Annotated in this window: 18 protein-coding genes; 14 read left to right on the forward strand and 4 right to left on the reverse strand. The window is 67.8% G+C overall.

Annotated elements, in window-relative coordinates; all coding sequences use genetic code 11:
• Window positions 1-38: 38 nt before the first annotated feature.
• The 6 genes from UC35_RS19565 to UC35_RS19590 are packed head-to-tail and all read left to right on the forward strand — an operon-like array spanning window position 39 to window position 5,241.
• Window positions 39-914, forward strand: coding sequence for a branched-chain amino acid ABC transporter permease (locus tag UC35_RS19565; RefSeq protein WP_061502676.1), 876 nt, complete (start codon window positions 39-41; stop codon window positions 912-914).
• Complete coding sequence (locus UC35_RS19570) at window positions 911-1,876, forward strand: branched-chain amino acid ABC transporter permease (protein WP_061502678.1); 966 nt, start codon at window positions 911-913, stop codon at window positions 1,874-1,876. The genes UC35_RS19565 and UC35_RS19570 overlap by 4 nt, the downstream gene beginning before the upstream one ends.
• On the forward strand, window positions 1,873-2,643 hold the full coding sequence (locus UC35_RS19575; RefSeq protein ID WP_061502680.1) for an ABC transporter ATP-binding protein: 771 nt from the start codon (window positions 1,873-1,875) through the stop codon (window positions 2,641-2,643). Before UC35_RS19570 ends, UC35_RS19575 begins: the two co-directional genes overlap by 4 nt.
• A complete protein-coding gene (locus tag UC35_RS19580) occupies window positions 2,636-3,340 on the forward strand; it encodes an ABC transporter ATP-binding protein (RefSeq protein WP_061502682.1) in 705 nt (234 codons plus the stop codon). Before UC35_RS19575 ends, UC35_RS19580 begins: the two co-directional genes overlap by 8 nt.
• A 4-nt stretch (window positions 3,341-3,344) precedes the next feature.
• Complete coding sequence (locus UC35_RS19585) at window positions 3,345-4,316, forward strand: Bug family tripartite tricarboxylate transporter substrate binding protein (protein WP_061503946.1); 972 nt, start codon at window positions 3,345-3,347, stop codon at window positions 4,314-4,316.
• A 31-nt stretch (window positions 4,317-4,347) separates the two neighbouring features.
• A complete protein-coding gene (locus UC35_RS19590) occupies window positions 4,348-5,241 on the forward strand; it encodes a DUF1932 domain-containing protein (RefSeq protein ID WP_061502684.1) in 894 nt (297 codons plus the stop codon).
• Window positions 5,242-5,251: 10 nt separating this feature from the next.
• On the opposite strand, the gene UC35_RS19595 is transcribed toward UC35_RS19590, so the two are convergent.
• Window positions 5,252-6,163 carry a LysR substrate-binding domain-containing protein gene (locus UC35_RS19595; RefSeq protein ID WP_061502686.1) on the reverse strand — a complete coding sequence of 304 codons (912 nt, stop codon included), beginning with the start codon at window positions 6,161-6,163 and terminating at the stop codon, window positions 5,252-5,254.
• 162 nt (window positions 6,164-6,325) lie between these two features.
• Between UC35_RS19595 and UC35_RS19600 the strand changes: the two genes are divergently transcribed.
• From UC35_RS19600 to UC35_RS19630, 7 genes are read left to right on the forward strand one after another with little or no spacing between them, the layout of a single operon-like run.
• On the forward strand, window positions 6,326-7,018 hold the full coding sequence (locus UC35_RS19600; RefSeq protein WP_173861267.1) for an extracellular solute-binding protein: 693 nt from the start codon (window positions 6,326-6,328) through the stop codon (window positions 7,016-7,018).
• 10 nt (window positions 7,019-7,028) lie between these two features.
• Window positions 7,029-8,063 carry an amidohydrolase family protein gene (locus UC35_RS19605; protein ID WP_082793403.1) on the forward strand — a complete coding sequence of 345 codons (1,035 nt, stop codon included), beginning with the start codon at window positions 7,029-7,031 and terminating at the stop codon, window positions 8,061-8,063.
• Window positions 8,064-8,747 carry a 4-carboxy-4-hydroxy-2-oxoadipate aldolase/oxaloacetate decarboxylase gene (gene ligK, locus UC35_RS19610; RefSeq protein ID WP_061502690.1) on the forward strand — a complete coding sequence of 228 codons (684 nt, stop codon included), beginning with the start codon at window positions 8,064-8,066 and terminating at the stop codon, window positions 8,745-8,747.
• A gap of 2 nt (window positions 8,748-8,749) precedes the next feature.
• On the forward strand, window positions 8,750-9,697 hold the full coding sequence (locus tag UC35_RS19615; protein ID WP_061502692.1) for an amidohydrolase family protein: 948 nt from the start codon (window positions 8,750-8,752) through the stop codon (window positions 9,695-9,697).
• On the forward strand, window positions 9,694-10,077 hold the full coding sequence (gene ligA / locus UC35_RS19620) for a protocatechuate 4,5-dioxygenase subunit alpha (protein ID WP_061502694.1): 384 nt from the start codon (window positions 9,694-9,696) through the stop codon (window positions 10,075-10,077). Before UC35_RS19615 ends, ligA begins: the two co-directional genes overlap by 4 nt.
• Window positions 10,078-10,932 (forward strand): class III extradiol dioxygenase subunit beta, encoded by an 855-nt coding sequence (locus UC35_RS19625; RefSeq protein WP_061502696.1) that lies wholly within the window; start codon window positions 10,078-10,080, stop codon window positions 10,930-10,932. It abuts the gene before it with no gap.
• Between the two features lies 1 nt (window position 10,933).
• Window positions 10,934-11,890, forward strand: a complete 957-nt coding sequence (locus UC35_RS19630) for a Gfo/Idh/MocA family oxidoreductase (protein ID WP_061502698.1) — start codon at window positions 10,934-10,936, stop codon at window positions 11,888-11,890.
• Window positions 11,891-12,005: 115 nt separating this feature from the next.
• Here the strand turns inward: UC35_RS19630 and UC35_RS24030 are convergent, their stop codons facing one another.
• The 3 genes from UC35_RS24030 to UC35_RS19645 all read right to left on the reverse strand — a co-directional run bounded on the left by UC35_RS24030 (window position 12,006) and on the right by UC35_RS19645 (window position 16,287).
• Window positions 12,006-12,485 (reverse strand): hypothetical protein, encoded by a 480-nt coding sequence (locus UC35_RS24030; RefSeq protein ID WP_158513944.1) that lies wholly within the window; start codon window positions 12,483-12,485, stop codon window positions 12,006-12,008.
• Window positions 12,486-12,766: 281 nt separating this feature from the next.
• Window positions 12,767-14,137 (reverse strand): flavin-containing monooxygenase, encoded by a 1,371-nt coding sequence (locus UC35_RS19640; RefSeq protein WP_158513945.1) that lies wholly within the window; start codon window positions 14,135-14,137, stop codon window positions 12,767-12,769.
• A gap of 98 nt (window positions 14,138-14,235) precedes the next feature.
• The gene (locus UC35_RS19645; RefSeq protein ID WP_061502704.1) at window positions 14,236-16,287 is read right to left on the reverse strand and encodes an AAA family ATPase; all 2,052 of its coding nucleotides are present in this window, start codon (window positions 16,285-16,287) and stop codon (window positions 14,236-14,238) included.
• A 191-nt stretch (window positions 16,288-16,478) separates the two neighbouring features.
• Here UC35_RS19645 and UC35_RS19650 point away from each other — a divergent pair, with 191 nt between their 5' ends.
• A complete protein-coding gene (locus UC35_RS19650) occupies window positions 16,479-16,832 on the forward strand; it encodes a DUF1428 domain-containing protein (protein ID WP_061502706.1) in 354 nt (117 codons plus the stop codon).
• Window positions 16,833-16,946 lie beyond the last annotated feature (114 nt).

The raw sequence follows: 16,946 nt of genomic DNA on the forward strand, positions 1-16,946 counted from the left end.
CAACCCTCCCCCGGAGGGGGAGGGCTTAGAGAAATCCCATGCTCACCATCCTCTTCGACGGCATCGCCTACGGCATGCTGCTGTTCATCCTCGCCGTCGGACTGGCGGTGACCATGGGCCTGATGAACTTCATCAACCTGGCGCACGGTGCCTTCGCCATGGTCGGCGGCTACCTCACGGTGCTGCTCATGCAGCGTGCCGGCGTGCCTTTCCTGGTGTGCCTGCCGATTGCCTTTGGCGGCGCGGCGCTGCTGGGGGCGGTGCTGGAGCGCACCCTGTACCGGCCGCTCTACCGCAGGCCGCACCTGGACCAGGTGCTGTTTTCCATCGGCCTGGTGTTCATGGCGGTGGCGGCCATCGACTACTTCGTTGGCTCCACGCAGCAGATCATGCAGCTGCCGGCGTGGCTGAAGGGACGCACCGAGATCGGCAGCGGCGACTGGATCCTGGGCATGGGCCACTACCGCCTGTTCATCATCGCCGTGTGCGCGGCGCTCACGGTGGGCTTGCAGTGGGTGCTGTCGAGCACGCGTTTCGGCAGCCGGCTGCGCGCCTCGGTGGATGACCAACGGGTGGCCGCCGGCATGGGCATCAACGTCAATGTGGTGTTCCTTTCCACCTTCGCCTTCGGCTCCGGGCTGGCCGGCCTGGGCGGCGCGTTGGGCGCCGAGGTGCTGGGCCTCGACCCGACTTTCCCCCTGAAGTTCATGATCTATTTCCTGATCGTGGTCGCCGTCGGCGGCACCTCCTCGATCACCGGGCCGCTGCTGGCTGCGCTGCTGCTGGGCATCGCCGACGTGGCTGGCAAGTACTACATCCCCAAGATGGGGGCCTTCATCGTCTACAGCCTGATGATCGTGATCCTGATCTGGCGGCCGCAAGGGCTGTTCGTGCGGCAAGGGGGCAAGGCATGATCGCGGCGCAAAAGTCCCTGCTGAACGCCAGCCGCGTCAAGGCCTGGGAGCCGGTGGTCTGGCTGCTGGCGCTCGCGGTGCCGGTGCTGCTGCCGAGCCACGCGCTGATCGTCAACGAGATCGCCATCGTGGCGCTGTTCGCGGTGTCGCTGGACCTGGTGCTCGGCTTCTCCGGCATCGTGTCCCTGGGCCACGCGGCCTTCTTCGGCCTGGGCGCGTACACCGCGGCGCTGTTCTGCAAGCACGTGAGCCCCGACCCGCACCTGGGACTGGTGGTGTCCATGGCCGCGGCCGCGGTGCTGGGGCTGGGGGCCAGCTTCACCGTGCTGCGCGGCACCGACCTCACGCGGCTGATGGTGACGCTGGGCGTGGCGCTGATCCTGCTGGAACTCGCCAACAAGCTGGACTGGCTCACCGGCGGCACTGACGGCATCCAGGGCCTGGTGTTTTCGCCGCTGCTGGGCAAGTTCGAGTTCGACCTGTACGGCCGCACGGCGGCCTACTACTCGCTGGTCATCCTGCTTGTGCTGTTCTTCGTGGCGCGCCGCATCGTGAACTCGCCCTTCGGCGCCACGCTCAAGGCGATCCGCGACAACCGCCTGCGCGCGATGGCGGTCGGCATCCCGGTGCATGCGCGCCTGGTCACGGTGTACACGGTGGCCGCTGCGATGGCGGGCGCGGCCGGCGCGCTGTTCACCCAGACCTCGGGCTTCTCCTCGCTCGACGTCTTCGAGTTCCACCGTTCCGCCGACCTGATGCTGATGCTGGTGGTCGGCGGCACCGGCTGGCTGTATGGCGGCGTCCTGGGCGCGGTCGTGTTCAAGCTGCTGCAGGACGCGCTGTCGGCCATCACGCCACAGTACTGGACCTTCTGGCTGGGGCTGTTCCTGGTGGTGCTGGTGCTGGTGGGGCGCGACCGCCTGTTCAAGCCCTGGACCTGGTTCAAGCGGGGTGGGGCGTGAAAACCGACGACATCGTTCTCTCGGCGCAGGGCCTGGTGAAGCGCTTCGGCGGCATCACGGCCACCAACAACGTCACGCTCAACCTGCGGCGCGGCGCGCGCCATGCCCTGATCGGGCCCAACGGCGCCGGCAAGACCACGCTGATCAACCTGCTGACCGGCGTGCTGGCGCCCACCGAAGGCAGGATCTTCCTGGAGGGCGAGGACATCAGCGCGCTGGCGCCGCACCGCCGGGTGCGCCGCGGCATGGTGCGGACCTTCCAGATCAACCAGCTGTTCGCGTCGATGACGCCGCTGGAAACGCTGGCGCTGGTGGTGTCGCAGCAGCGCGGCTTCGGCGCCTCGTTCTGGAAGCCGCTGGGCGCCCGCGCGGCGGTGGCCGAGCGCTGCGAACAGCTGCTGACGCAGTTCCACCTGGCCGAGGTGATGAACCAGCGCACCGAGGTCCTGGCCTACGGCAAGCGCCGCCTGCTGGAGATCGCGATCGCGCTGGCCTGCGACCCGCAGGTGCTGCTGCTGGACGAACCGGTGGCCGGCGTGCCGGCCGGCGAGCGCGAGGAACTGCTGGAGACGGTGGCGGCGCTGCCCGCCAATGTGTCCATTCTTTTGATCGAGCACGACATGGACCTGGTCTTCAGCTTCGCCGACCGGATGACCGTGCTGGTCAACGGCGGCGTGCTCACCGAAGGCGATCCGGACGAGATCGCCGGCAACCACGACGTCAAGGCGGTGTACCTGGGCCACGAGGTGGAGGCGATCCATGCCTGAGTTGCTGCAGGTCGAGAAACTGAGCGCCGGCTACGGCGAGGCGGTGGTCCTGAACGACGTGTCCTTCGCCATCGGCCAGGGACAGACCCTGGCGCTGCTCGGGCGCAACGGCACCGGCAAGACGACCCTGATCAACACGCTCGCCGGCGCCACCCGCCGTCATGCCGGCAGCATCTCGCTGGGCGGCATCGCGCTGCACAAGCTGCCCTCGCACGAACGCGCCGGCGCCGGCATCGGCTGGGTGCCGCAGGAGCGCAACATCTTCAAGTCGCTCACCGTGCACGAGAACCTCAGCGCGGTGGCGCGGCCGGGCCCCTGGACGGCCGAACGCGTCTACCAGATGTTCCCGCGACTGGCCGAGCGCAAGAACAACCTGGGCACGCAACTGTCGGGCGGCGAGCAGCAGATGCTGGCGGTGGGCCGCGCGCTGGTGGTCAATCCGAAGCTGCTGCTGCTGGACGAACCGCTCGAAGGGCTGGCGCCCATCATCGTGGCGGAACTGCTGAAGGCGATCCATCGCATCACCAGCGAGGAAGGCCTCGCCGCGATCATCGTGGAGCAGCACCCGCAGGCGATCCTGCGCATCTCGCACCGCGCCGTCGTGCTCGACCGCGGGACGGTGGTGCATTCCGGCAGCGCGCATGAGCTCCTGGCCGCGCCCGAGCTGCTGGACCGGCTGCTCGGTGTGGCACGATGAGCGGATGCTGAATCGCAGGCAGGCGGCGCTGGTACTGGCGTCGTCGCTGTCCCCCCTGAGCCGGGCCCAGGCCGTCTATCCGTCCAAGCCGGTCCGCGTGGTGGTGCCCTTCAATGCGGGCGGTATCGCCGATCTCACGGCCCGCGCCGTGGGCGAGGCCCTCTCCACGCGCCTGTCGCAACCGGTCGTCGTCGAGAACCGTCCCGGCGCGGGCGGCGTGGCGGCGGGCGAGCTGGTGGCGCGCGCCGAGCCGGACGGTCACACGCTGCTGCTCATGAGCAACGGCACCGCGGTCAGCGCAGGGCTGTTCAAGCGGCTGCCGTTCGACGCGACGAAGGACTTCGCGCCGGTGTCACTGATCGGCGTGTTCGACCTGGCGGTCCTCGTGCCGGCTGCATCGAAGTTCGCCACCCTGCAGGACCTGCTGGCGGCCGCCAGGGCCCAGCCCGGCCAGCTGAACATCGCCACCGTCAACGTCGGCAGCACCCAGAACCTCGCGGCCGAACTGCTCAAGACCACGGCCGGCATCGAGGCGCAGGTGGTGCCCTTCAATGGCACACCGGCCGTGATCACCGCGCTGCGCGGCGGGCAGGTCCATGCGGCGGTAGAGATCCTGGGGCCGGTCAAGGCGCAGATCGGCGCGGGCGCGCTGCGCGCGCTGGCCGTGCTGGGCGAGAAGCGGCCCGCGGCCTTGCCGCAGGTGCCGACCGTGGGCGAAAGCGGCGGACCGCTGGCGGGCTTCAGGGTCTCGTCCTGGAACGCGCTGGCCGCGCCGGCGAAGACCCCGCCCGCCGTGGTGCAGCGCCTCAACACCGAACTGCAGGCCGTGTTGTCCACGCCGGCCCTGCGCGGCAAGCTGGCGGAACTGGACGTCGAGGCGCGGGCCAGCTCGCCCGGGCAACTGGCCGCGCTGCTGGCGGACGAAACCCGCCGCTGGGGCGAGGTGATCGCCCGGGCCGGCATTGCCAAACAATAGGGGATGGGGCTTGGCCCACATGGAGACAATGATGAGCCTGCAACGCATTGGCCTGGTCGGCTACGGTGAGGTCGGCAAGATTTTCGGCGCCGGGCTCAAGCCCCGTGCGTACGCGATGGGCGCCTGGGACCTGAAGTTCGCCCAACCGGCGACCCGGGAAGCCGAGTGCGGGCATGCCGCGGGCCAGGGCATCACTGCGCACGGCTCGATGCAGGCGCTGTGCGAAGCCAGCGGCTTCATCATCTCCGCCGTGACCGCTTCGAACACGCTCGCGGTCGCGCAGGAGGCGGCCACGCACATCCGTTCCGGCACGGTGTTCCTCGACCTGAATTCGGCCTCGCCCGGCACCAAGCAGCAGGCCGCCGCGGCGATCGAAGCCGCGGGCGCCTTCTATGTCGAGGCCGGCGTGATGACCTCGGTGCCACCCTACGGCATCAAGGTGCCCATGCTGCTGGGTGGCGAGCGCGCCGATGCCCTGGCCTCCGTGCTGCAGTCATGGGACATGGACGCCAAGGCGGTGAGCGACAAGCTCGGCGTCGCCAGCGCCATCAAGATGTGCCGCAGCGTGATGATCAAGGGGCTGGAAGCGCTGGTGATCGAGAGCTACGCCACGGCGCGCGCCTATGGTGTCGAAGACCAGGTGCTGCCCACGCTGCAGGAGACCTTCCCCAGCATCGACTGGAGCCGGCAGGGCGCCTATTTCTTCAGCCGGGTGGTGCAGCACGGCCAGCGCCGCGCCGAAGAGATGCGCGAGGCCGCCAACACGGTGAAGGAGGCCGGCTTCGAGCCCCTCATGACCACGGCAATCGCGGCCAAGCAGCAGTGGGTAGCGGACCGGGCCAAGGAAGGCCTGTTCAAGGACCTGCCCAAGGATGCCGACTGGCAGGCGTACGCCGACCGGCTGCTGGCCGGGCGCTCGCGCTAGGCGCCGGCGCTCAGTGCCCGGCCACCACGGTCGGCACGATCTTCTTGATCAGCTCCAGCGTGGCCTTCTGCACCGGCGTGGCCGGACGTTGCAGGCTGGTGGCCAGCGACAGCGCGATGCGCAGCGGCGGCGTGCCGATCTGCTGCGCGGTATAGGCCGAGGGCCGGGCCGAGTTCAGCAGCGCGTTGCGCGACAGGATGGCGCAGCCGGCGCCATCGAGCACCAGGTCCAGGATCGCGGCAACGCCGTCGATCTCCAGCGCCACCGTGGCCCGGCAGCCGACCTCGGCCAGCTTCGACTCGATGTGCAGGCGGATCGCGTTCGGCCGGCTGGGGATGACCAGCGGCATGTCCGCCACCTGCTTGAGCTCGACCGGGCCGGGCGGGGGATCCTCATGCAGCCCCGGCGGACGCGCGCCCACCAGCAGCAGGTCTTCTTCCAGCAGCGGGGTGATGTCCAGTTCGCGCGAGGGCTGGGCGTTGTACAGCACCACGATGTCCAGCCGGCCGCTGGCCAAACCCTCCTGCAGGCCGGCCGACAGCGCCTCGCTGATCGACAGGCGGGCATCGGGCATGGCCTCGCGGAAGGCGCGGATCAGCGGCACCGCGAGCACCCGGGCCACGCTGCTGGGGAGCCCCAGCGACACGTGGCCCGACAGCCCGCCGCGCAGGCGGCCGAGGTCATCGCGCGCGCGCTGCACCTGGTGCAGGATGCCGCGCCCATGCTCGAGCAGCACCTTGCCCGCTTCGGTGGGCACCGCCCCCCGGCCATTGCGCAGCAGCAGCGTCTGCCGCAGTTCGACTTCGAGCAGCCGCACCTGCCGGCTCAGCGCGGGCTGCGCGACTTCGAGCTCGAGCGCGGCGCGCGTGAAGCTGCCGAGTTCGGCGACCCGGACAAAGTATTCAAGCTGTTTGAGATCCATCCCACGCCAAATAGCTAAGCCTTGATTATGCTGTTCTGATATAGCTGCTAGAGGCGTGCCGGGCTTCATGGGCGCGGGCTGGGCCTCCACAATTGCCGGCATGAGACGCACGGCCGCTCCGAAGGCTCATCACACCGCAGCCCGCAGGGCGGAGGTCATCCAATGAGCACCGTGATCCGCGGAATATCGTCCATGGCAACGCGCCAGCTGCTGGCCGAGCTGGCGGGCGCCTACGAAATGCAGGCCGGCGTGGCGGTGCAGATCGAATCCGTGGGTGGCGTGGACGCCGCCCGGCGCGTGCAGGCGGATGAGGCCTTCGACCTGGTCGTGCTGGCCTCGGATGCCATCGACAAGCTCGCCGCGGCCGGAAAGGCGCTGGCGCCGCGGGTGGACATCGTTCGCTCCGACGTGGCAGTGGCCGTCGGGGCCGGCGCGGCGCGTCCGGACATCGGCTCGGAGGAGGCCCTGCGCCAGGCGGTGCTGGCAGCCGCCAGCATCGGATACTCGACCGGCCCCAGCGGCACCGCGCTCATGCAGCTGTTCGAGCGCTGGGGCATCGCGGCGCAGCTGAAAGACCGCCTGGTGCAGGCCACGCCCGGCGTGCCGGTGGGCAGCCTGGTTGCGCAAGGCCAGGTGGCCCTGGGCTTCCAGCAGCGCAGCGAACTGATCCACCTGGACGGCATCGCCATCCTCGGGCCCATGCCCGAAGCGGTGCAGATCGTCACCATCTTCTCGGCCGCCGTCTGCGCCGCCTCGCAGCAGCCGCAGGCCGTGCGCGCGCTGCTCGACTTCATGGCCTCGCCGCAGGCCGCCGAGGCCAAGCGCCGGCAAGGCATGGAACCCGCATCCCATTAGGAAAATCGCAATGAGCCTGATCATTGATTGCCACGGCCACTACACCACGGCGCCCAAGGCGCTGGAGGAGTGGCGCAACCGCCAGATCGCCGGCATCAAGGACCCGTCCAGCAGCCCCAAGGTCTCCGAATTGAAGATCGGCGACGACGAGATCCGCGAGTCCATCATCAGCAACCAGCTGCGCCTGATGAAGGAGCGCGGCAACGACCTGACGCTGTTCTCGCCGCGTGCCAGCTTCATGGCGCACCACATCGGCGACTTCAACGTCTCCAGCACCTGGGCGGCGATCTGCAACGAGCTGTGCCATCGCGTCTCGCAGCTGTTCCCCGACAGCTTCGTGCCGGTGGCCATGCTGCCGCAGTCGCCCGGGGTCGATCCGAAGACCTGCATCCCGGAGCTGGAGAAGTGCGTCAGGGAATACGGCGCGGTCGGCATCAACCTGAACCCCGATCCCTCGGGTGGGCACTGGAAGGAGCCGCCGCTCACCGACAAGTGGTGGTATCCCATCTACGAGAAGATGGTCGAATACGACCTGCCGGCCATGATCCACGTGAGCACCAGCTGCAATGCGTGCTTCCACACCACCGGCGCGCACTACCTGAACGCGGACACCACGGCCTTCATGCAGTGCATTCAGGGCGACCTGTTCAAGGATTTCCCGACGCTGCGCTTCATCATCCCGCACGGCGGCGGCGCGGTGCCCTATCACTGGGGGCGCTTCCGCGGCCTGGCGCAGGAGATGAAGAAGCCGCTGCTGACCGAGCACGTGCTGAACAACATCTACTTCGACACCTGCGTCTATCACCAGCCCGGCATCGACCTGCTGAACACGGTGATCCCGGTGAAAAACGTGCTGTTCGCCAGCGAGATGATCGGCGCGGTGCGCGGGATCGACCCGGGCACCGGCCACTACTACGATGACACCAAGCGCTACATCGATGCGTCGACGATCCTGAGCGCCGAGGAGAAGCACCAGATCTTCGAGGCCAACACGCGCCGTGTCTTCCCGCGTCTCGACGCGCTGCTCAAAACTAGGGGGCTTTGAATGTACGAACTCGGCGTTGTCTATCGCAACATCAAGCGGGCCGACCGCGAAACCGCCGACGCGCTGGCCGGCTTCGGCTCGGCCACCGTGCACGAGGCCATGGGCCGGGTCGGCCTGATGGCCACCTACATGCGGCCGATCTATGCCGGCGCGCAGGTGTCGGGGACGGCCGTCACGGTGCTGCTGCACCCCGGCGACAACTGGATGATGCACGTGGTGGCCGAGCAGATCCAGCCCGGCGACATTGTCGTCGCCGCCATCACCGCGCCCTGCACCGACGGCTACTTCGGCGACCTGCTGGCCACGTCCTTCAAGGCGCGCGGCGCGCGCGCGCTGGTCATCGACGGCGGCTGCCGCGATGTCAAGACGCTCACCGAGATGCAGTTTCCGGTGTGGAGCAAGGCCGTCAGTTCCAAGGGCACGATCAAGGCCACCATCGGCTCGGTCAACATCCCCGTGGTGTGCGCCAGCATGCTGGTCACGCCGGGCGACGTGATCGTGGCCGACGATGACGGCGTGGTCTGCGTGCCGGCTGCCATGGCGAAGAAGACGCTGGAAGCGGCCACCGCGCGCGAAGCCAACGAGGGCGAGAAGCGCGCCAAGCTGGCCTCCGGCGTGTTGGGCCTGGACATGTACAAGATGCGTGAGCCGCTGGAGAAGGCGGGCCTGCGGTATATCGATTGACCATGAGCAAACCGACGAGCGGCGGCTTCGAAAAAACCCCCGGCTGGCTGGACTGGTACGCCGGTCCCAGCAAGCCGCAGTTCCAGCTGCCGCCGGGCAGCGTGGACGCGCACTGCCATGTGTTCGGCCCGGGCGCTCAGTTTCCCTACGCGCCCGAGCGCAAGTACACGCCCTGCGATGCAAGCTGGGAGCAGCTCTTCGCACTGCGCAACCACCTGGGATTCGACAAGAACGTCATCGTGCAGGCCACCTGCCACGGTGCGGACAACCGCGCGCTGGTGGATGCCCTGCAGCACGCGAACGGCAGGGCGCGCGGGGTGGCCACCGTCAAACGCAGCGTGAGCGACCAGGACCTGCAGGCCATGCATGCGGCCGGCGTGCGCGGCGTGCGCTTCAACTTCGTCAAGCGGCTGGTGGACTTCACGCCCAAGGACGAGTTGCTGGAGATCGCCGGGCGCATCGCCCCGTTGGGCTGGCACGTCGTCATCTACTTCGAGGCGGTCGACCTGCCGGAACTGTGGGACTTCTTCACCAGCCTGCCGACCACGGTGGTGGTCGACCACATGGGCAGGCCCGACGTGAAGAAGCCGGTGGACGGCCCCGAGTTCGAACTGTTCCTGAAGTTCATGCGCGAGCACGAGAACGTGTGGAGCAAGGTGAGCTGCCCCGAGCGCCTGTCGGTGTCCGGGCCGCCCGCGCTGGACGGCGAGCGCAAGGCCTACCGCGACGTGGTCCCGTTCGCCCGCAAGGTGGTCGAGACTTTCCCCGACCGCGTGCTGTGGGGCACCGACTGGCCGCACCCGAACCTCAAGGACCACATGCCGGACGACGGCCTGCTGGTGGACTTCATCCCGCACATCGCCACCACGCCCGAATTGCAGCGCAAACTGCTGGTCGACAACCCGACGCGCCTGTACTGGCCCGAGTTGCTGAACGGGAATCTGAAATGAGTCTGGACAAACCCTACAAGACCGTGCCCGGCACGACCATCTTCGACGCCGACCAGAGCCGCATGGGCTACTGGCTCAACCAGTTCTGCATGTCGCTGATGAAGGCCGAGAACCGCGAGCGCTTCAAGAAGGACGAGCGCGCCTACCTCGACGAGTGGGCCATGACCGAGGAGCAGAAGCAGGCCGTGCTGGCGCGCGACCTGAACCGCTGCATCCAGCTGGGCGGCAACATCTACTTCCTCGCCAAGATCGGCGCCACCGACGGCAAGAGCTTCCAGCAGATGGCCGGCTCGATGACCGGCATGAGCGAGGAGCAGTACCGCGACATGATGATCGGCGGCGGCCGCGATCCCAAGTGGGGCAGGGAAGGGAACAAGTAAATGGCCAAGATCACAGCATCGGTCTACACCTCGCACGTGCCGGCCATCGGCGCGGCCATGGACCTGGGCAAGACCCAGGAGCCGTACTGGCAGAAGGTCTTTGCCGGCTACGAGTACTCGCGCCAGTGGATGAAGGAGAACACGCCTGACGTCGTGTTCCTGGTCTACAACGATCACGCCACCGCCTTCAGCCTGGAGATGATCCCCACGTTCGCGATCGGCACCGCCGCGGAGTTCAAGGTGGCCGACGAGGGCTGGGGCCCGCGCCCGGTGGCCGATGTGGAAGGGCATCCCGAACTGGCCTCGCACATCGCGCAGTCGGTGATCCAGCAGGACTTCGACCTCACCATCGTCAACAAGATGGACGTGGACCACGGCCTCACGGTGCCGCTGTCGCTGATGTGCGGCGACGCGAAGAAGTGGCCCTTCAAAGTGATTCCCCTCGCCGTGAACGTCGTGCAGTACCCGGTGCCCAGCGGCATGCGCTGCTTCATGCTGGGCCAGGCCATCCGCAAGGCGGTGGAAAGCTTCGATGCGAATCTGAACGTGCAGATCTGGGGCACCGGCGGCATGAGCCACCAGTTGCAGGGCCCGCGCGCCGGCCTGATCAACAAGGAGTGGGACAACCGCTTCCTCGACCGCCTGATCTCGAACCCGAAGGACCTGGCCTGCGTGCCGCACATCGAATACGTACGCGAAGCCGGCAGCGAAGGCATCGAATTGGTGATGTGGCTGATCGCCCGCGGGGCGATGGCCGACGTGGCTGACGGGCCCAAGCCCACCGTGAAGCATCGCTTCTATCACGTGCCCGCGTCGAACACCGCGGTCGGCCACCTGATCCTGGAGAACAACTGATATGGGCAAGCCCCTCAACATTGCCCTCGCAGGCGCGGGCGCCTTCGGCCAGAAGCACCTCGACGCGCTCAAGCTGATCGACGGCGTGCAGGTCATCTCGGTGATCGGCCGCGAGCTGGACAAGACCCGGGAAGTGGCGGCCAAGTACGGCATCGGCCACGTGGCCACCGGCCTGGACGAAAGCCTGGCGCGCAGCGACGTCGACGCCGTGATCCTGTGCACCCCGACCCAGATGCACGCCGCGCAGGCGTTGGCCTGCCTGAAGGCCGGCAAGCATGTGCAGGTGGAGATCCCGCTGTGCGACAAGCTGTCCGATGGCCAGGCCGTGGTCGCGCTGCAGCAGAAGACCGGCCTGGTCGCCATGTGCGGCCACACGCGGCGCTTCAACCCCAGCCACCAGTACGTGCACAAGAAGATCGCCGCCGGCGAGTTCAACATCCAGCAGATGGATGTGCAGACCTATTTCTTCCGCCGCACCAACATGAACGCGCTGGGCCAGCCGCGCAGCTGGACCGACCACCTGCTGTGGCACCACGCCGCGCACACGGTGGACCTGTTCCAGTACCAGACCGGCAGCAGGGTCGTCAAAGCCAACGCCGTCCAGGGCCCGATCCACCCGGCGCTGGGCATCGCCATGGACATGAGCATCCAGCTCCAGGCGGAGAACGGCGCCATCTGCACGCTGTCGCTGTCCTTCAACAACGACGGACCGCTGGGCACCTTCTTCCGCTACATCGGCGACAGCGCGACCTACATCGCCCGCTACGATGACCTGGTCAACGGCAAGGACGAGAAGATCGACGTGTCGAAAGTGGACGTGTCGATGAACGGCATCGAACTGCAGGACCGCGAGTTCGTCGCCGCCATCCGCGAGGGCCGCGAGCCCAATGCCAGCGTGCGGCAGGTGCTGCCTTGCTATGAGGTGCTGGATCGCCTGGAGAAGCAACTCCAGGGTTGACGCGGGGTCAGTATCCGGGCGCGCCGGCCCCGTCGCGTGATGTACGAAGAGGCAGACGCGTCTCGGTGTAGTGGATGGTCCGGATCGGACTCAGACGGAGCTGTGGCTTTGCTAGTTAGACCGACAGCTGGAGAGGACCGAGAACCTGGATGTTGTTCTGGATGAAGATCGCGGTTCCAGCACCAAAACTGATGGTGTTAATCGATGCGGTCCAATTGTTGTTCGCACAGCCTGCCTGCTCCGACGTCGGCTGGGCCGGGGGGGTCGTGGTCAGGGTCCACGTCAGGTTTCCGTTCTTGGTCGGCGATATGGTCACGCTACCGGATACGTTGACCGGGACCGCCGGATTCTGCCCCGGTGCATCGTTACCGCCGGGGCTCGTGCAAATGGTGGTCGCTGTGGCGTTCGGAAAGGCCACGATGACTGTGACGTCGCCATTCCCAAGGCCTGAGATGGACCCAGTGCAGGTGACTGTTAGTGCGCTGGCTGTGCAAACCGCATTCCTTTTGACGTGGACGTTTTGTGCGAACGCGGTCACCGAGACGAAAGCGAGGAACGCCGCCATGAGAAGTCGAAAGAATCTCTGGATGGGCATGGTTGGCACCTTTTTCTTCCAAATCCCGGACCCGCCGGGCCGGTCTCCCGGGCCTTTTCCACGGGTAGCGCCGGGAGCGTAGAACCCTATGTGCGGCAACTCATAGGACCAAGGTCCAATTGACAAGCCCTTGCTCAGGCGGCGCCTATCCGTCGAGCACACGCCATGTAGCGGTTGTTGCGAGCCGATGGATTCGGTCGCAGGTGAAGCTGCTGTAGGGCATGAGGCTGGTGCATGACGCACCGGGCGGCCTGTCCATCCCTGCCAGCGGCATTGCGTTTTCATGCCGTTCGCAGAGGCGCGTTGTTTGCGTCCGGCCGATGCGCCAAACCCGCGCGTGCCCTCGTTTCGCCGCGCTTCAACTCCTGCGCCCACTTGCGCAGGTACACCGGCCCCATCAGCTGGTAGTGGTGGCGCGGCGTGTCGACGAAGCGGCGTGCCGTGTCGCGTTCGTCCGCGTCCATGCTCGCCTCGATCACCTCCGCCGGCGGCAAGGCATAGCGGCCGGCCAGGTGCGCAGCCACCAGCTTGGCCTGGCATTCCATCAGCGGCAGGAAGCCCCATTGCGCCTGGGCCTGGTAGCCGCCGATGACCGACAGCGTAGGAAACCTCGGGTGGAAGGTGCGCATGTACAGCCGCATGCGGTTGTCAGCCACCTGGAGCAGCTGCGGATCCAGGAAGGGGAAGGTCATGCGGTATCCCGTGGCGTGGATCACCGCATCCACCTCCGCCCGGGCGCCATCGGCGAAGGTGACTGAGTTTCCCTCGTAAGCCGTGGGCTCGCGCACGACGCGGATGCGGCCATCGCCGATCCGGTTGACGAGGTTCTCGGCAATCGTCGGGAAGATGGACGCGAGCCCGCGCCGGGGCTTGGGCAGGCCGTGGCGGTCCGGGCGGCCGGCCAGCAGGCGATACAGGCCGGAGAAGATCAGGTCGTCGAGCCGGTGCGGCAGGAGTCCCGCCATGCGCGGATCGAGCCAGCGGTCGATGCGCACGCCGCGGATGTAGTGCGGGAAGATCCAGGTGCCGCTGCGCATCGCCAGCAGCACCTGCCGGGCCGAGTGGCTCAGGTCCACCGCGATCTGCGAACCGCTGTTGCCGTAGCCGACCACCAGCACGCGCAGGCCTGCGAAGGGCTCCCGGTGGCGGTATTCGCCCGAATGCATCATGCGGCCGGTGAAGCTGCCCGCCACGGCCGGCAGGTTGGGCTCGTTGTGGTGGCCGTTGGCGACCACGACGGCGCGGTAGAGGGTGCTCGAGCCGCCGTCCAGCGTGACGCGCCAGCCTTCGGCCTCCGGTTCGACGCGCAGCACGCGGCGATGGAAGCGGATCGCGGCACGCAGGCCGTAGTGGTCGATCGCGGCATCGAGGTAGTCGAGCACCTGCTGGCGCGATGGAAAGTCGGGGTAGTGCTTCGGCATCGGGTAGTCGCTGAAGTCGTACGTGCCGCGGGGGCTGTTCATGTGCAGCGAGGCCCAGGCGCAGGTGCGCCCCGGCGCTTCCTGGTATTGCCAGATGCCGCCCGGGCCGGCGCGTTCGTCGAAAGTGTCGAAGGGCACGCCGGCACGGTCGAGCTCCTTCATGGCGCACAGGCCGGACACGCCGGCGCCGATGACGCATACCTTGTGTGGGGCGGGATGGACTGGCTTCATGGGCACCTCCTGGGAAGTGCCGCCAGCATCCGGCGGCCGGCAGCCGAATTGACAGCCGAACATGCTGTCGAAAATGGATTCGCGCCTGTTAACAGGCCCTAGTGCTGCGCCTGGCCCCAGAGCACCTCGACCACGCGCTCGACGCCGACCGCCAGCTGGTAGCGATAGGTGCCGAAGGGCAGCCCCAGCCGCTCTGCCGCGAGTTCCTGCGAGCCCGCGGGGCGGAAATAGGTGAGCTCGAGCGCGCGCCAGAACTTCTCGTTGCGCGGAATGCTTCGCAAGCCCTGGGCGGCCTCCAGCAGGGCGCTGCGCAGGGTGGCCACGCTATCTCCGGGCTGCGCGGCCGAGCGTGTCACCAAGGGCGTGGCGAGGAGCGGATTGCTGGCCAGCGCGGCAGGTTGGGCATAGGCGCGCAGTGCATCCCGCACGCTCTGCTCGAACTCGGCCCTGGACAGGCGCGGCGGTGCGGCCCGGCCGGCCGCCTCTTCGCCGATCTCCCGGTCGGCCATGACTTCAAGCCATTCCGCCAGCGGTTCGCTGCGCCAGTCGTGCGCATAGCAGCCCAGCGGCAGGCCGTCGAACTCGAGCCGGCAACCCGCCAGCTCCGCGAAGCCGATGTGCGTCATCATCGGTGCCCAGTGCTGGGGGTGTTCGACGCAGATGATGAAGCTGCCGAGCCGGGGGTTGGTCAACCACTGGTAGAACTGCGACATCTGCAGCGCGTTCATGGCGGCAGAGCGCTTGCGCTGGCCGCCGGCTGCCAGGTTCCAGCGCGCCAGCAACTGGCAGTCCCCCGGGCGCATGGTGCCCGCCCGCTCCAACGCATCCCACACCGCACTGAACACCGGCTCCGAGGCGCGCTCCTTGTCACCGAGCAATGCCAGGTCGATCACCAGGGTGGCACCGGCCAGTTCACCGGGCGCCGGCCGGATCGCCCAGGTCTGCACGGCGGGGTGCGAGAACCAGCGTTCCACCGGCAGGAGTTGCGCGGCCGGCAACTCGCTGTGCGCGAGCGCCCGCAGGGCGGGCAGGTCATCCGCACCGGCTCGCTCGAACATCATGCTGCCCAGGCTTCCGTAGTCGACAAAGGGCTGCATCACGGGCGAGCGACGGTGCAGGTAAAGGATGTCGAAGGTGTGTGCCGCCGCCTGGCCTTCATTCGCCTGGGCGCGCGCAATCAGGTAACGCCGCACTGCGACGTGGGTTTCGCGGTGTCGCGCCCGGTCACGCCAGTACAACTCGTCGTCGATGGCGTCGCGCACCAGGTCATGGGGAAACAGGCCGGCCGCCGAGGTCTCGATGAAGGAGAGGCCGGCCAGCCATTCAAACAGCGCGTGGGAATGGGCGCGGTCCACGGTTTCCGCCAGCAGGGATTCGGTCGTGACCCGGGCGTGGGCGCAGACCTCGAGCGCGCGCCGGTGCATGTCGCTCTCGGCCTGTGCCGTGAAGCGCCCGGCGAGTTGCCGCACGAGGTCCGGCCCGAGGGCGTCCGGCACCTGCCCGGTGGCGAGCACCACGTCCGACAGCAGCGTCATGGCGAGCGGGTGGCCGCGACTGAGTTGCACGATCTGCGCATGGTGCTGTTCGGGAACGCCGCGTGCGCCCAGGTGCCGCTCGCAGTGCGCGGGCTCCAGGTTGCCCAGGCCGATCACGCGCGCGCCTTCGTGCCACAAGGGATCGGTCTGCCAGTCCGGATCGAGGGCACGGCTGGCCAGCACCACGCGCGTGGAGTCCGGCAGCTCGGGCAGCAGCGTGCGCCGTAGCCAGCCTTCGAGGTGGGACAGGTGTTCGCAGGTGTCCAGCACGAGCAGGCGCCGCTCGCCCTGCGCCCAGCGTTCGAGCACGCGTCCCAGGGTGCAGTCGCCGGGGTCGAGTTCGAGCGCTGTGCCGAGGGCGCGCAGGAAGCCGTGCGGCGTGGGTTCGATGTCGCGCGCGTCCAGTCGCAGCGAGGCGACGCCGCGTGCCTTGGCGAGGCGCCGGACCTGCTCCAGCAGGCTGGTCTTGCCGATGCCGCCGGCGCCGTGGATGACGAACACCGACACGCGCGGCGGGTCATCGGCCAGCGCGGATTCGATCAGCGCGAGCTCGCGCTGGCGCCCGACGAAGCATTGCGCCGCGCGGGCCTGGAGCCGGTCCAGCAGACGGTCCATGACCACTGATCATAGGAAGAGCCCCGGGCGCGGGCAATGGCGCAGCCGGATGAGTTGCATCCCCCCGACCGGGTGCCCGCGCGAGTGGACGCGCTTGACACTGGCCGGAGGGCGTTGATATGAAAGGGTCCTGCGTGGACCCGCAGCGCAAGCGCTCCGGATCCGTCACTCTTGAACCAGGGAGTTTGAAGATGGCCTATGTCGATGGTTTCGTGGTTCCGGTCCCCAAGGCCCGGCTCGAGGACTACAAGGAGATGGCACGCTTTGCGGCCGGGATCTGGAAGGAGTACGGCGCGCGCCAGTCCGTGGAATGCGTCGCGGACGACGTGACCGTCGGCGAACTCACGTCCTTCCCGCGCTCGGTGCAGCTCAAGGACGACGAGGTGGTGGTGTTCTCCTGGATCGTCTACGACTCGCGCGAGCAGCGCGATGCGGTCAATGCCAAGGTGATGGCCGACCCGCGCTTCAAGCAATGGGAGAACAACATGCCCTTCGACGGCAAGCGCATGTTCTGGGGCGGCTTCGTGCCGTTCATCGGGCTTTAGTCCGCCGAATGCGCTGATGGCTCATCCGGCATGGGCCGGATGAGTTGAACACAGCTGTTCGCAATTGAAGCGCGGCTGAAGCTGACGCGCTGGCATTCCTGTGCTAGCTTGACT

Origin of the sequence: Ramlibacter tataouinensis (assembly GCF_001580455.1) — a bacterium.
GTDB lineage: Bacteria > Pseudomonadota > Gammaproteobacteria > Burkholderiales > Burkholderiaceae_C > Ramlibacter > Ramlibacter tataouinensis_B.

Coding starts and splice junctions, on each gene's coding strand:
- UC35_RS19565 (WP_061502676.1), top strand. CDS start 39: ATGCTCACCATCCTCTTCGACGGCATCGCCTACGGCATGCTGCTGTTC.
- UC35_RS19570 (WP_061502678.1), top strand. CDS start 911: ATGATCGCGGCGCAAAAGTCCCTGCTGAACGCCAGCCGCGTCAAGGCC.
- UC35_RS19580 (WP_061502682.1), top strand. CDS start 2,636: ATGCCTGAGTTGCTGCAGGTCGAGAAACTGAGCGCCGGCTACGGCGAG.
- UC35_RS19585 (WP_061503946.1), top strand. CDS start 3,345: ATGCTGAATCGCAGGCAGGCGGCGCTGGTACTGGCGTCGTCGCTGTCC.
- UC35_RS19590 (WP_061502684.1), top strand. CDS start 4,348: ATGAGCCTGCAACGCATTGGCCTGGTCGGCTACGGTGAGGTCGGCAAG.
- UC35_RS19595 (WP_061502686.1), bottom strand. CDS start 6,163: ATGGATCTCAAACAGCTTGAATACTTTGTCCGGGTCGCCGAACTCGGC.
- UC35_RS19600 (WP_173861267.1), top strand. CDS start 6,326: ATGAGCACCGTGATCCGCGGAATATCGTCCATGGCAACGCGCCAGCTG.
- UC35_RS19605 (WP_082793403.1), top strand. CDS start 7,029: ATGAGCCTGATCATTGATTGCCACGGCCACTACACCACGGCGCCCAAG.
- ligK (WP_061502690.1), top strand. CDS start 8,064: ATGTACGAACTCGGCGTTGTCTATCGCAACATCAAGCGGGCCGACCGC.
- UC35_RS19615 (WP_061502692.1), top strand. CDS start 8,750: ATGAGCAAACCGACGAGCGGCGGCTTCGAAAAAACCCCCGGCTGGCTG.
- ligA (WP_061502694.1), top strand. CDS start 9,694: ATGAGTCTGGACAAACCCTACAAGACCGTGCCCGGCACGACCATCTTC.
- UC35_RS19625 (WP_061502696.1), top strand. CDS start 10,078: ATGGCCAAGATCACAGCATCGGTCTACACCTCGCACGTGCCGGCCATC.
- UC35_RS19630 (WP_061502698.1), top strand. CDS start 10,934: ATGGGCAAGCCCCTCAACATTGCCCTCGCAGGCGCGGGCGCCTTCGGC.
- UC35_RS24030 (WP_158513944.1), bottom strand. CDS start 12,485: ATGCCCATCCAGAGATTCTTTCGACTTCTCATGGCGGCGTTCCTCGCT.
- UC35_RS19640 (WP_158513945.1), bottom strand. CDS start 14,137: ATGAAGCCAGTCCATCCCGCCCCACACAAGGTATGCGTCATCGGCGCC.
- UC35_RS19645 (WP_061502704.1), bottom strand. CDS start 16,287: ATGGACCGTCTGCTGGACCGGCTCCAGGCCCGCGCGGCGCAATGCTTC.
- UC35_RS19650 (WP_061502706.1), top strand. CDS start 16,479: ATGGCCTATGTCGATGGTTTCGTGGTTCCGGTCCCCAAGGCCCGGCTC.